Raw genomic sequence first — 14,588 nt, forward strand, 5'->3', positions numbered from 1 at the left:
CATTGGCGACAGTAATCCCCTTTTCCTTAGCGGCATCGAGATCAATTGTATTGACGCCAACACCATAGCGGGAAATGATTTTCGTGTTTTCGAGCGACTCGATGACTCGTCTTGAGATAGGAGCATATTGATTTAAAATTGCATCCGCTTCCTTTGCATGCTCCATTACTTCCTCTTCAGTTTTGCATTGCGCTTTGATGAAATTGATTTCCAGACCGCTTTCTTGAAAAATCTCTTCTTCATATTTCAAATGTTCAAATTCGTAATCCGTTAATAATATTTTAAAGGTCATTCGGGCTCCACTCCTTTATAGTAAGACCAGACATCTATTTCGCTGCTGCCTTTTCAATTTTTGCAATGCCGAGTCCTTCTGCACCGAGTTTCGATGTTATTGCTTCAGGATAGTATCGTTCGATCATTTGAATGCCAATTGCGGCACGGCGTACACGTTCTTGAGCGAGTGAGATGTTCGTACTTTCCCATTGTTTCCCTGAAGGGTATACATCAGGATGATTGCGCAGACCAAATTTAATGTATACTGGCGCCAATACACGGATAATTTCTGGTATTTCATAATAGCGAAGAAAGCCTCCGAAGGTATCCGGAACTTCAACATATAAATCAATGGGAATGTTTATTGATTGTCGGATCGCTGCAAGTTTGGACAGCGTTAATGCAGGTGGTACGTTGTAGGTATCCGCTCCGATGTCTTCCATTAATTTAACGGATACTGGATTGGCTGAACCCATTTGAACCGATACTTTAACAACAAAGTCTTTCGGAAGCTGTCCGTGTTTTTTCATTTCTTTCGTTAAAAGGAGAAGTCCTTCATCTGCAACTAACGCACCGCGAAGACCAAGTGCAGCTCCTCTTTTCAAGTCTTCCATGGCATAAACAAGCTGGTCCGATCCTTCATGGCGGATTCCCTGGGATTTACCTCCTGGCGTAAGCGGCCCCGCACTGACATCCCAAGAACCCCTGGGACCGACAAACAAACTGAGCTCCATGCCGCGCTCTGCTGTCATTTCACACATTTCTTTAATTTCTTCATCCGTTTGAAGCATGATGCCGCTGCCCTGGGATATCCGGTGAATAGTCAAACCAAGCCGGTCAATTTCTTTCAATGTTTCTTTTAGGGCCGCTGGACCTTCTACACTTGGCAGTTCAATGCGGTATTGAGCACCGTCCGGAAATGTTTTCGTTGATGTAGGAAGTTCTTTAAGATCAGTAGATGGGTAGCCTAACGTTTCGAGCAAGTCGCGTGATTCTTTCATTTTTGGACGCCTTCTTTCATATCTATATTTTTTAAGAGAGCAGCTACTTTTTCACCCAAATCAGCAGGGTATACATCGCATGGGGCACGGTGACCAGCAGCAACGTCAAACCAGCGCTGATGAACAGCTTCCTTCATGGCTGTAAAAAATGTCGGACCGTAATTGTACACATCCATCAGTTTTGAAATCACTTGATGATTTTTCTGGGCTTCAGCGAGATCTCCTTTATGATACGATTCATATAAATGTACGGATATTTCCGGGGCAAAGACCGCGCTTCCATTAATGCTTCCCGCTGCTCCAATCATTTGGGCCGGAAGCAAATGCTCGTCAAAAGCGGAGAAGACTTTGAAATCACTGCGAACTTTCTTCACTTCAGCCAGCACTTGACGAAGGTGGCCGAAATCACTGACCGTCTCTTTAATACCTGTAATGTTTGAATGATCTTCGGCTAATTTTTTAATCAGTTCGATGGATAAGTTTTGACCTGTCAAGAGCGGGATGTTATAAATGAAAACTTGCAGATTAGTATGGTTCGCCACATTGGAAAAATGTCGGTATAATTGCTCGTCAGACAGCTTCCAGTAATATGGGTTGACTACGAGAACACCGTTCGCTCCATGCTTTTCTGCATAAGAAGTCAGTTCTTGCACCTCTTTTAATGCGGTATGCCCGACTCCGACCATAACTGGCACTCTTCCGTTAATGTACTTTAACATTTCGCGTACATATAATTTCCTTTCTTCAGTCGTAAGTGAGGAGAACTCACCTGAACTGCCCATCAACAAAATACCGTCAATATTCCGTGAGATTAATAGGTCGATATACCTTCTGTTCAACTCCAAATCCAAGTTCCCCGTTTCATCAAATAAGGTGACTACCGGTGGAATGATGCCATGAAAGTCCATTATTTTCCCTCCTTTTATTACCATTCAGCGATGCTCCCGTCCTCATTTCGCCAAATTGGGTTCTTCCAATCATGTCCGGTCTCTGCTGCCTGCATCACTTTTTCCTCATCGATTTCCACACCAAGACCCGGTTTATCAGGAATGTTCACATAACCCTCTTCATAGTCGAATAATTCTGGATTTTTCATATAATCGAGAATGTCCATGCCTTCGTTGTAATGAATACCAAGGCTTTGCTCCTGAATAATGAAATTCGGTGTCGTTGCGTCCAGATGAATGGATGAAGCAAGAGTCATCGGACCGAGCGGGCAGTGCGGCGCAATGGCTACATCATACGCTTCTGCCATGGCGGCAATTTTTTTCCCTTCTAAAATACCACCTGTATGAGACAGATCCGGCTGAATTATATCGACATAACCATCTTGAAGTAGCTGCTTAAAGCCCCAGCGCGTATACATTCTTTCTCCCGTCGCAATCGGACACGTAGTATGCCAGGCAATCTCACGAAGTGCTTCATTGTTTTCCGGGAGCACCGGTTCTTCAATGAACATGGGACGATAAGGTTCCAGTTCTTTTACAATCGCTTTTGCCATCGTTTTATGAATCCTCCCGTGAAAATCCACACCGATGCCAAAGTCGTTGCCAACCGCTTCCCTGATTGAAGCAACGCGTTCGATGACCGCTTCTACTTTCGAAAAGCTATCTATGTAATTCATTTCTTCTGATGCGTTCATTTTGACAGCAAGGAAGCCCTCTTTCTGTTTTTCTATTGCGGCTGCAACGACATCCACAGGTCGATCTCCTCCGACCCATGAATACACTTTAATTTTTTGACGTGCTTTGCCGCCGAGCATTTGGTATACAGGAATATCGAAGTATTTTCCTTTTATATCCCATAATGCCTGCTCAATGCCGGAAATGGCACTCATTAAAATTGGGCCACCGCGGTAAAATCCACCTCGATAAAGCGTTTGCCAGATATCTTCAATGTCGTTCGGATTTCTCCCTATCAAATAATCAGTCAGTTCGTTAACTGCTGCTTTAACCGTTTCAGCACGGCCTTCCACGACAGGCTCTCCCCATCCSGAAATGCCTTCATCCGTATCGATTTTTAAAAACAGCCAGCGGGGCGGAACTTTGTATAAAGAAATTTTTATGATTTTCATCAAGCACCTCGCAATGTTTTTTTGAAGAAAGAGAGATTTTCAAACATGGAAACCTCCCTTACACTTGTTAAGAACCTTTAATAAAAACCGTTTTTATGGCTGTCTAAAATTCTTTCGCCGCTTCACCTTGCTCTCGCGAACCCGTGCTTGATGCCTTCATGCCTCCGAATGGGGCTTGCAACTCTACGCCTGCGCTTTCTGCGTTAATACGGACWAGACCTGCTTCAATTTCATCGATGAATTCCAAAATTGAACTAATATTTGATGTGAAGATTGATGCACTCAATCCGTACTTCGTATTATTTGCCAAGTCAATCGCTTCGACCAGATCTGTTGCTTTCATAAGCGCGATAACTGGTCCAAAAATTTCTGCCTGTGCAATCTCCATTTCGGAMGTCACGTCTTCGAAAATCGCTGGTGTGATGAAAAAGCCCCTATCATAGTCTCCGCCAGTTAATATCTCCCCGCCATGTATGAGTTTTGCGCCCTCCTGCTTACCTTTTTCAATGTACTCTGTCACCGTTTTGAACTGGCTTTCGCTTGCACATGGGCCCATCCAAATACCCTCTTGAAGACCGTTGCCCACTGTAATTTCCGCTGCTGCCTTTACCAGTTTTTGTTTGAATTCATCATATACTGACGATTCAACGACAACACGGCTTGAAGCTGTGCATTTTTGGCCGGAAGAACGAAATCCACCGCTGATGACCGCCTCGACAGCATGGTCGATGTTCGCATCTTTCGTTACGATGACTGGATTCTTTCCACCCATTTCAAGCTGATATTTTATCCCGCGGGCGGAAGCTGATTTTGCGACGCTCTGACCGACACTTTCAGAACCGGTAAATGTGATCGCATTTAAAAGCGGATGATCGATGAGTCCTTGACCGATGATCGACCCCTTACCGGTAATGAAGTTCACTACGCCCTCCGGGAAGCCTGCTTTTGTGAAACATTCCATGACTTTCGCTGCCGTAACAGCTCCCTCCGTAGCCGGTTTCCATACGATTGAGTTGCCATATACAAGTGCAGGAGCCATTTTCCAGATGGGAATTGCAACCGGGAAGTTCCATGGCGTGATTATCCCGACAACACCAAGTGGGCTGCGTTTCGTAAACATTAGGGCATCTTTATCGGATGATGGAATAACATCGCCGTCTTTCCGCATCCCCTCCCCAGCATAGTAACGCAGGATTGCAACACCCCGTGCCGTTTCACCCTTTGCTTCAGGTAACGTTTTACCCATTTCGCGAGTCATGGTTTCGGCAATTTCATCTAGATTTTCTTCCAATATATTGGCCGTTTTGAAAAGGATTTGCCCACGTGCGGACTGGCCGAGCCTGCGCCAATCCCTTTTTGCCTTATGCGCTGCAGCTACAGCTTTATTCAAGTCTTTTTCGGTTGAGCTTTGTACATAGCCAACCGGCTCTTTGTCTGCAGGATTAATACTTTCGATGGTATTTCCAGAAGATGCATCMACCCACTCATTATTAATGAAATTTTTATATGTTTTCGTTGCAAATGTAGTTGATATCATATTCTTTAGCTCCTTTTTCGTTTTAGAATGTCGGTCCAATTCTCCAAATACCAAAGTCATGCTGCTTTAATATCTCCGCTTTTGTTAGTTTCCCGTTAGAAACATGTTGAATTTCTTCCATGATGCGCCTGCCCACTTCATCAACGGTTTCTAAACCATCAACGATCGTACCGGCATTTAAATCCATATTTTCATTCATCCTGTCAAACATTGGTGTATTAGTCGAGATTTTTATTACGGGTGAAATAGGAGAACCAGTCGGCGTGCCTCTTCCACTTGTAAAGAGAACGATTTGGGCACCGCCTGCGACCATTCCCGTCAATTGCTCAATGTCATGGCCAGGCGTATCCATCCATACAAGCCCTTTTTTTGTGGGTACCTGGGCATAATCAATGACTTCTTCCAATCTGGTTGTACCTGATTTTGTCGCTGCCCCCAGTGATTTTTCTTCTAGTGAGCTGAGACCTCCCTCAATGTTACCCGGACTTGGATTTCCGGTGCGGATGTCTACGCCCATTTGAATCGAGCGGTCTTCCATCATTTTAATAACCGCATAAGCTTTTTTTGCTACCTGGTCATTTGCCGCCCTGTTTGCGATCAAATGCTCTGCACCGATGAGTTCAGTCGTTTCCGCTAATATTGCGGTTCCCCCTTGTTGAACTACCAAATCGCTTGTACGTCCGACTGCCGGGTTCGCAGATAAGCCGGAGCATGCATCCGACCCACCGCATTCCGTACCGACAATCAGCTCGCTAAAATCACATAATTCCCGTTGCACCATCGAGGCATCCTGGACCATTTTGACCGCAATTTTAGATACTTCGGCAATGGTTTGAAGAGTGCCTCCATGATCCTGGATCGATACAGTTTCCACTGGTTTACCGCATTTGGCAATTTCATCCCCAATACGGTGCGCCTGATGTGTTTCACAGCCAAGTCCGAGTACTATGACACCATATACATTTGGATTCATGCCCATTCCCGCATAGGTTCGGGCCGTTTGATCATAATCAGTGCCCACTTGCGCACAGCCATGCTGATGAATGAATGTGACGGTTCCGCTCACCAATTCTGTGACGCGCTGAGCTGTTTGTGTTGCACATGTTATCGTTGGCAAAATTAGTACATGATTCCGTACACCGACGCGGCCATCCGGACGGCGGTAGCCCCAAAACTGCATTTTTTTATTCAGCAATTTTGTCACCCCTTCCTCTTTTGCCTTCTAAATTGTGTACATGAACATGTGCACCAGCGGGAATAGAAGCTGAGGCTGCACCTATGACTTCCCCATATTTAATTATGTCTTCTCCTTGGTTGATGGCCTTGACTGCGAACTTATGTCCAAAACGGATCGGTTCAAGAATGGGTACGACAAGTTCTTCAAGGTCTGACTTCACAACTACTGATGTGTTTGCAGGGATTTCGGATAAAGCGACAGCTACACTATCTTCCCTACTTAAGTAAAGTGTTTTATACTCGCTCATTTTGTCACCCCTTAAATGGTTTGAACTGCTTTACTTTGGATGACCGGGTTGTTTAATACCCCTATCCCTGGTATTTCGATTTCAATCCGGTCATCGCCTTTCAATGTAAATTCATTTGGCGGAACCACGCAAGTACCTGTAAGTAAAACGGATCCGTCAAATACAGTATTATCTAAGACTAAATAATCGACGAGCTCTTCCAACTTTCGTTTCAGTTGGTTTACTTTCGCTTCACCTTCAAATACTTTTTCTTCATTTCGAAAAATCCGGCACATGATTTTAAGCTCGTATGGATCTGGAACAGCCTCTTTTAACAAGATGGCCGGTCCAATGGAACAAGAGTTTTTCCATACTTTTGCCTGTGGGAGATAAAGCGGGTTTTCACCTTCAATATCACGGCAGCTCATGTCATTACCTGCGATATATCCGAGCACCGTTCCCTTTTTATCGATGACAAGACCAAGCTCCGGCTCCGGAATTTGCCATTTTGAATCTGAACGCAAATATACCGGGTCATTCGGTCCTACAGTTCTTGCTGCAGTTGATTTAAAGAAAATCTCAGGACGCTCTGCATCATAAACTTTGTCATAGAAAGTTTGGCGGTCCAGCTTTCCTTGCGTAGCTTCGTAGTTACGTGCTTCCTTGCTTTTTTTATACGTAACGCCAGATGCCCATACTTCCGGTGCGTCGATAGGGGTTGTTAATTGAAGACCTTCCAATGGCAGCTTTTTCCCTTCAGCGACAATTTGTTTTACAATGTCAAACGGCGTTCTGTTTTCATGGCGTGCCGTTGTAATCAACGACATAAAATCAGTAAATGGAAGGTCCACCACATTGTTTTCGTTTGTCACGGCAGCAAGTTGTTTTTTGTTTTCATGTACATAGCGAATAATTCTCATTTGCTAGTTCCTCCTTAGGGCAAACCTTTTTTTATATTTTTTGATATTCATAACCGAGCTCCTGCGAAATTTTATTGCTGCATTCCTTTAAGAGACGTACATAATACTCTTGTGTTTCTTCGTTTACTTTCGAAGCAGGCATCGATACACTCATTGCAGCGATTACCTTTCCTGAATAATCTCTTATCGGTACGGCAAGACAGAAAATGCCAGGTTCATTTTCTTCATTATCCATTGAATAACCATTAATGCGTGCTTTTTCGATTTCGGCTAAAAACTGTTCCTTGGATCTAATCGATTTTTCTGTCGGTCCCGTATAATCATAGCCGTCCAAGAGCAAATCCAGTTCACTATCCGTTTTGGTTGCAACAAGAGATTTGCCGACTGCACTTGTATGAATCGGAACACGACGGCCAATACGGGAATACAGGACCGTTACCCCAGTACCTTCAACTTTATCGACATAGACACCTTCCTGCCCGTCCAATATGACAAGGTGCAGCGTCAAATTCGTTGTTGCTGAAAGCCCTTCAAGATGTTTTCTTGCTACATTGCGCAAATCGAGATGGGTCACAACAACGCTTCCCCTCTCCAATAGCTTTAATCCTAGCGAGTATTTTCCATTTTCTTCGCCTTGTGAAATATAGTGATGCTCCTGTAAGGTTTTTAATAGTGAATGAACCGTACTTTTATGTAAATTCATTCTCTTACTTATCTCTGTGATAGTTAGTTCACGCTCACGCTCATCAAATAAATCCAATATTTTCAAGGCACGCTCCACCGATTGGATGATAGGCATCGTTCCTCACTCCTTTTCATTCTGTCTACCTTTATCTTATCGGATTTATGACGAGCATACCTCACTTTATTTCTACTTTTTTTTCATGGATTATAATATCTTGTTCATAATCAAGTACCGCATCCTCAATGACAGCGATTGGAACAACACCATTTGCTGCATCTGTATGCCCAAACATCCTGTTGCTTGCCGCAACCATTTTCTGTCTAACTTTCATCCGCTGCTTGCGTTCAGCTGCCAATGATTGTCTTTCTTCTTTAAAATGATCCGCAAAATCATGAATAACCTTTCCAGAATGAAGTTTAGTAGAATCTACAAAATCAATTCGTCGATCACGAAGCTGAAGGTGAATTACATCCCCTGATTTAAGTAAACCTATGCCGCCACCTTCATACGCTTCCGGTGTCATATGCCCTATGGCAGCTCCATATGTGACTCCTGAATAGCGGCCGTCGCTAATGATTGTAGCGATTTTTTTCATAACACGATTTGCATTGATGTGTTGCATTGGTGTAAACATTTCCGGCATTCCGAATGCCACTGGCCCCTGCCCTGAGATAATAACCGCAATTTTCAATGTGCCGGCTTCAACCATCCTGTCAAATAATTCCCCATAGGTAGCGGTTTTTAGAAGAGACCATTCCGACTCATTGTTGTATTTAAGAGATTCTAGCAATAGATTATGTTCGAAAAGCTTTTGCTCTTTTATTTTTGAAAGCAGATTTGAATCGAGCAGGCTTTTATTTGCATCATCTTCATTTTCGTAATAAAGGACAAATGCAAGCTTATCGTCGAATTGGTCAAGCTGTGGTGTCGGCATTCCGCTGATTTTTACAACGGCGCTTTCAAAGAAGTTTCCTTTTAATACATCAACACCGCTGAATCCACGTCGTGGATTGGATAAAATGACCTGATTTTTCTTAACATTAACTGCTTTTAGGCTATTTGTGATCGTAAGACGTTCTTTCCAAGTTTTTGCTGCGACAGTCGGCGCATCCTGATCCATTGGTACACCATTCTCAATAAGTTCATGAAAAAGTGTTTCCATTCCTCTGCTTTTCCCGCTGCAACACTGCATCGCAAGTGAATAAATGTCCCTTCCTTCTGTCAAACTGTAATCAAATAAGTCAGGAATTGGATGTGAATGATGAATGCGGTCAAGGTCCCATAAACTGAATTTGAATCCTGCATAAAGCATGCCTGCGACAATATGCATCATTAAGTTAGTAGAACCACCCGATGCGCTGTGTATACGGATTGCATTTTTTATGTTCGCAGCGACAATGTTGGCCACGCCGTAGCGCTCTTCGTTTATCATGCCGGCAAAGCTATCAAGCACCGAGTTAATCTGGCGTTGTGTTGGCGGATCGGTCAACAGCTCCACTGCTGGATGTACGAGACCCATGCCTGCCACTAAATGACGTGAACTATTCCCCGTACCATTAAAGGCACATACACCTCCCTGCCCGTCACATGTTGCGACAGCAAGTCTCATTTCAAAGTATTTATGCTGTTCCTTCGTCAATATTCCTCGTTCATAGGCCCGTTCAAACACGCCCTGGAAAGCAGTATTCGATGAACATTGCAATATATATGCCATCGTATCTCGTAAATCTACGGCTACATCGGCTGCTCCTTTGCTTTCCGCATTTTTCGCAAGAGTTTCCAATTCTTCAATTACGTCAGCTGGAATCGAACCGCCTTCCAATACGTGAGCAGGTGCGAATGTTGCGAAAAAGGGTGCTTCACCACGGTTTCGGCGAACACGATCAACATGGGCGAGTGCACTTACAACACCAAGAGGCTGCTTATCACACCCTTGAATGACGAATGCACCATGATAACTGTGAGCTTCCAGCTGGTTGACAACCATTTGTGCAACCGCGTTTCGGCTCTGGAGAGAGTAACTCATTCCTTGATTGTTTTGTGCAGTGCCATCACACATTACCGGTGTCGAGAAATGAAACGGCACGCCGCCGTTTTGCCAAATGCGGATTGCTGCCCGTGCTGACGTTTGGTAATCCATTATATGGGCCGGATGATCGGACGAACCACCGATTATTGCGATACGCGGGGCATTCCTCTCGAGCCGCATATAAATTTCTTCAAGCGTCCAATCAGGCTTCCCCCCTTCATATGTGGTGCCTAGCGTCAGCTTCGAACGGTCCAACAGACCTGCAACCGTAATAGGTTCATTTGCTTTTCCCTGCACATTATCGCGGTAAGGGTTTATTTCGTTATCAATTAGTGGATATAGGTGTGTCATTTCAGCACTCCTTTTCTGAGTTCAAATCAATTCTTTCGTTCTATGAAAATAGTAAAGAAGATTTTTAGTCCAGTGCCAAGTCTTCTGGGTCTGACAAGATCTCTATATCTTCATTCTTTAAAGCTTCTTCCATCATGCTTTCAGAAATCCAAATTTCACCGATTTCAAGCGTGTTTTTAATTCTTACGATTCTCACTTTATTCAAATCGAAGGCATTGCATGTTTTGATGGCAGCTTTTACAGCCAATTCCTGCGTATCCAAAAACATCGGGAGCTTTACTACATCTGTGACTGTGCTGGTGAGTGCATTGGCATACCCTTTTTCCCATTTTATTTCATTCATGACGGCTTTTGTCGTCATATCTGCCATGCCAATGCCATTCGCATTACCGTGAGTTTTTTCAGTAAGTCCAAGTACAACGGTCCGTTTAACGTCTGGTCCCCCGGTAGCATATGGTGTGGCGAAATTACCCGTTATGTTCGGGTCCATTCCATCCCCCGAAATGTCCTTTCCGAGTTCATTTACAATAAGTACGTCCATCGAATCGAAATGTATTTTCGGCATCAATGATTTTGCTTCAAGCAACAGTCCCGGTTCCACTACCTCCAGATCCTCCGCTGGGACTGCGACGATTTTCGCCGGTTTATCATAAGCGTTTTCAATCGACGCAAGACCAAATATGATGGGAGCTTTTGACAAGGAAACCTTAGCCATTTCAGGGACATGTTCCGCCATATACTTAAAGCTGTATGCATGTGCAGCTTCGGCTCCCTTTTGCTTTCCTAAACCGATAGTTATCATTTTCATAAGTCCGCTTTCAACCGGTCCGCGAAATGCTGTATGTGGTTTTATCCGATTAATGATTATGATTTTATCCGATTCGTAAGCAAGTTTATCAATATAGACAGGGAGGCCATTTGGCAATTCATCCAGTTTAATAACTTCCATCGATGACCTGATAGGCGCTCCAACCGCTTCTTCTGAAATACCCAGCTGAAGCAACACATCGATTTGCCCTTCCGCCGTGGCACCACCATGGCTTCCCATTGCAGGTACGATGAAAGGATTACCTCCCGCCTCCTTAACGGCAGCCACCGTTTCTCTTACTAAAGTAGGAAGGTCCGCTATCCCTCTGCTTCCTACTGCAATTGCCACCCTGTCTTCTTCATTTATTCTTGATAAGACACCTGCTTCTTTTATCGCCTTCTTCACCTCACCACCTACATCAGCGATTTGAGGTGTATGAAATTTCTGCCTCACTTGTACCATTTTCGGTAATTGGATTTCACGTAAAAGTTCAGAGATAATATCCATTTTCTTTCCTCCAAACAATCTGGATTATTTACCGCGTACTTTTTCAACTTCGCTCATCATTTCCTCTACAAGATCTAATCCGAATTTCTTGGCATATTCGTCCGTCACTGGTTGGATGGCCTTCTTCATTTTTTCCATTTCTTCCGGTTCTACTTCATTGATTTTCATTCCTTCTTCTTTTAGATAATTAAGTGCCTTTTCATTTTCTTTTTGGTTAACTTCCCGTTGATACTTTCCAGCCTCTTGTGCGGCCTCACTCATGATTTCTTGTTCTTGTTCTGATAGGTCATCCCAGAACTTTTTACTTACAAGGAATACAAATGGTGTATAAACATGATTTGTAAGACTTAAGTATTCTTGCACTTCATTATATTTTTGCGTTTGAATTGTTGCTAGTGGATTCTCCTGACCATCAACAGTGCCTGTTTCCAGTGCAGTAAATACTTCTGAGAAAGCCATCGGCGATGGATTCGCCCCTAACTTTGAAAATGCATCTAAATRCACTTCATTTTGCATGGTACGAAGTTTAAGCCCCTTGAAATCTTCAGCCGTTTTAACAGGGTGTTTGCTGTTGGTTAAGTTTCGGAAACCATTCTCCCAGTATCCCAAACCTACTAAATCATGTTCCGGTAATTTATCCAAAAGTTTTTTTCCTACTGCACCATCAAGTACTGTATAAGCTTCTTCTTCATTATTAAAGACAAATGGGAAGTCATAAATTCCAAATTCCTTAATCATACCAACAAGTGGTGAGGTTGAAGGAACAGTTACTTCCTGTAAGCCACCTTGAAGAGCTTCTGTCATTTTCTGATCATCTCCAAGGGTGGCATCAAAAAAGTTTTGGACTTTCATTTTCCCCCCGCTTTTTTCTTCAACCAGTTCTTTAAATTTCTCCATTCCTTTTCCTTGTGGATGCATTTTACTATTTCCGATCCCTGCTTTGATTGTTCTTTTCTGAATACCGTCAGCTGAAGCGCTTTCATTTTGTCCGCTTCCGCAAGCGCTTAATAGTAGTAATGATGGCAGTAAAACTCCAACCGCCAAACGTTTGAACAAATTATGCATTTTCATTTTCCTCCTATAAAATAAGATGAATACCAGCATACACACCCAAATACTTGTTTAATTCCGTTAGGAGGTAAACCATCCTAGCGGTACCATCACTAATGAAGGAAACAGTAACAATAAGATCAATACAATTACTTCAACGAGCAAGAAAGGCCAAATCCCCTTCATGATTTCTTCCATACTGATCTTACTTATGCCGCACATGACATTTAAAACGGTTCCGACAGGTGGTGTAAGTAAACCGATGGCGTTATTCAGGATAAACAGGACACCAAAGTAAACTGGATCAATACCTGCAGCGACCACCAATGGCATCAAGACAGGTGTTAGAATAAGGATTGTCGGCGTCATATCCATAGCAGTTCCAACTACGATAACCAATAGGTTTATCATTATTAATAGAAGGAATGGATGATCCATAAATGGCTCCAGCAATCCAATCACCTGACCAGGTAAATCCGCTACAGTTATCAGCCAGGAGGATACGAGAGCTGCAGCGACCAGAAACATGACAACGCTCGTCATTTTTCCTGCATGTACAAAGACCTCATACAAATCTTTCACTTTCATTTCACGATAGATTACAAGACCGACAAATATTGCATAGACTGCAGCAACTACTGCCGCTTCAGTCGGTGTAAATAAACCGAATTTCAATCCACCAATGATGATGACGGGCAGGAATAGAGCCCAAACGCCTTGACGAAAAGAAGTAAGAATTTCTTTTGCTGAAGCTCGGGGGTTAACGGCGACTTTATCTTTTCGTGCAACAATGGCCCAGGTAACCGTAAGTCCAACCGCTAGTAAAACACCTGGAACGATTCCTGCCATGAACAGCTTTGTAATGGACACACCGCTTGCGACACCGAAAATGATGAAACCAATACTTGGCGGTATGATCGGGGCAATGATACCACCTGATGCAATCAAACCACTTGACCGGTTCACATCATAACCGGACTTCACCATCATTGGAATTAATATAGCCCCAAGCGCGGCCGTATCGGCAACAGCAGATCCTGATAAACTCGCAAACAACACACTCGCAATGATCGCAACATAACCAAGGCCTCCCTTGATATGACCCACCAATTTCATTGCCATCTCAACGATACGCCGTGATAAACCGCCCCGATTCATCGCCTCTCCTGCTAGCATAAAGAATGGTATGGCCATTAGAGGGAAGTTATCCGCGCCACTGATTAAATTTTGTGCGATAATTTGACTATCAAAAATACCAAGAAAGTACATAAGCACTACGCTACTAACAAGTAAGGCAAAGGCAATAGGTATTCCTAGTCCCATGGCTCCCAGTAAAGATCCGACGAATACACCTATCATCCCTGCTTCTCCTCCTTAACTATCCTAATATCTGACTCAAATTCATCAGTATGGAGGGAAATTAGCTCTTCTGACTCACTTATCATCACCAATTCTTCGTCTTTAATTTTATTGAAGAAAATCCGATACAAATTGAAAATGATCATGCTTCCCATTGAAACACTTACAAGAATACCTGTCCCATATACAAATGCCAGTGGCATTCCAGTGGCCGGTGCAGCACTGTCAATGTTTATCATAGTCATTTTCCAGCTTCCATCCAGGATTAAGAGAAGAACGAATAACATCATCAAATCACTAATAACAAGCACCACTTTTTTCATCTTATTCGGGAGCCGTTTAATGACCATGTCTACACCTAAGTGTTCTTTGTTTTTGAAAGCTCCAATGGCGCCGAGGAACGTCAACCAAATAAAGAGATACCTTGACATTTCTTCTGACCAAGTAATCCCTGAATTAAAGAAATAACGGAGGACCACATTACCAAACACGAGTACGACCATTATCGCTAAAGCAGCTGCCATAATAATG

General features: G+C 43.4%; 13 protein-coding genes and 1 pseudogene. All 14 read right to left on the reverse strand.

Translation table 11 applies throughout. The annotated features are described in order from the left end of the window. Nucleotides 1-292 (reverse strand): annotated as a pseudogene (locus AC1DVB_RS20495) (C-terminal binding protein); the annotation flags it as partial. Between the two features lie 34 nt (nucleotides 293-326). Continuing rightward, nucleotides 327-1,274 carry a U32 family peptidase gene (locus AC1DVB_RS20500; RefSeq protein ID WP_098185420.1) on the reverse strand — a complete coding sequence of 316 codons (948 nt, stop codon included), beginning with the start codon at nucleotides 1,272-1,274 and terminating at the stop codon, nucleotides 327-329. Next, the gene (locus AC1DVB_RS20505; protein ID WP_477590708.1) at nucleotides 1,271-2,182 is read right to left on the reverse strand and encodes a dihydrodipicolinate synthase family protein; all 912 of its coding nucleotides are present in this window, start codon (nucleotides 2,180-2,182) and stop codon (nucleotides 1,271-1,273) included. Before AC1DVB_RS20505 ends, AC1DVB_RS20500 begins: the two co-directional genes overlap by 4 nt. Nucleotides 2,183-2,199: 17 nt before the next feature. Then, nucleotides 2,200-3,348 (reverse strand): galactonate dehydratase, encoded by a 1,149-nt coding sequence (dgoD, locus tag AC1DVB_RS20510; RefSeq protein WP_230137373.1) that lies wholly within the window; start codon nucleotides 3,346-3,348, stop codon nucleotides 2,200-2,202. 103 nt (nucleotides 3,349-3,451) lie between these two features. After that, complete coding sequence (gene gucD, locus AC1DVB_RS20515) at nucleotides 3,452-4,885, reverse strand: alpha-ketoglutaric semialdehyde dehydrogenase GucD (protein ID WP_477590710.1); 1,434 nt, start codon at nucleotides 4,883-4,885, stop codon at nucleotides 3,452-3,454. 22 nt (nucleotides 4,886-4,907) lie between these two features. After that, nucleotides 4,908-6,065 carry a UxaA family hydrolase gene (locus AC1DVB_RS20520; RefSeq protein ID WP_057277918.1) on the reverse strand — a complete coding sequence of 386 codons (1,158 nt, stop codon included), beginning with the start codon at nucleotides 6,063-6,065 and terminating at the stop codon, nucleotides 4,908-4,910. 4 nt (nucleotides 6,066-6,069) lie between these two features. Next, nucleotides 6,070-6,369, reverse strand: coding sequence for a UxaA family hydrolase (locus AC1DVB_RS20525; RefSeq protein WP_098936600.1), 300 nt, complete (start codon nucleotides 6,367-6,369; stop codon nucleotides 6,070-6,072). Nucleotides 6,370-6,380: 11 nt separating this feature from the next. After that, a complete protein-coding gene (locus AC1DVB_RS20530; protein WP_034307150.1) occupies nucleotides 6,381-7,268 on the reverse strand; it encodes a fumarylacetoacetate hydrolase family protein in 888 nt (295 codons plus the stop codon). A 31-nt stretch (nucleotides 7,269-7,299) separates the two neighbouring features. Further along, complete coding sequence (locus AC1DVB_RS20535; protein ID WP_063576083.1) at nucleotides 7,300-8,067, reverse strand: IclR family transcriptional regulator; 768 nt, start codon at nucleotides 8,065-8,067, stop codon at nucleotides 7,300-7,302. A gap of 61 nt (nucleotides 8,068-8,128) precedes the next feature. Continuing rightward, nucleotides 8,129-10,333: a dihydroxy-acid dehydratase domain-containing protein gene (locus AC1DVB_RS20540; RefSeq protein WP_377331785.1), complete on the reverse strand. Its 2,205-nt coding sequence runs from the start codon at nucleotides 10,331-10,333 to the stop codon at nucleotides 8,129-8,131. Nucleotides 10,334-10,397: 64 nt separating this feature from the next. Then, nucleotides 10,398-11,648 carry a nickel pincer cofactor-dependent isomerase, group 22 gene (locus AC1DVB_RS20545; protein WP_477590713.1) on the reverse strand — a complete coding sequence of 417 codons (1,251 nt, stop codon included), beginning with the start codon at nucleotides 11,646-11,648 and terminating at the stop codon, nucleotides 10,398-10,400. Between the two features lie 24 nt (nucleotides 11,649-11,672). Next, nucleotides 11,673-12,719, reverse strand: coding sequence for a TRAP transporter substrate-binding protein (locus AC1DVB_RS20550; protein WP_477590715.1), 1,047 nt, complete (start codon nucleotides 12,717-12,719; stop codon nucleotides 11,673-11,675). A gap of 60 nt (nucleotides 12,720-12,779) precedes the next feature. Beyond that, a complete protein-coding gene (locus AC1DVB_RS20555) occupies nucleotides 12,780-14,057 on the reverse strand; it encodes a TRAP transporter large permease subunit (protein WP_477590717.1) in 1,278 nt (425 codons plus the stop codon). Continuing rightward, a complete protein-coding gene (locus AC1DVB_RS20560) occupies nucleotides 14,054-14,587 on the reverse strand; it encodes a TRAP transporter small permease (protein ID WP_477590719.1) in 534 nt (177 codons plus the stop codon). Before AC1DVB_RS20560 ends, AC1DVB_RS20555 begins: the two co-directional genes overlap by 4 nt. Between the last annotated feature and the right edge of the window lies 1 nt (nucleotide 14,588).

It is taken from the genome of Peribacillus sp. P4_D6 (assembly GCF_056401795.1).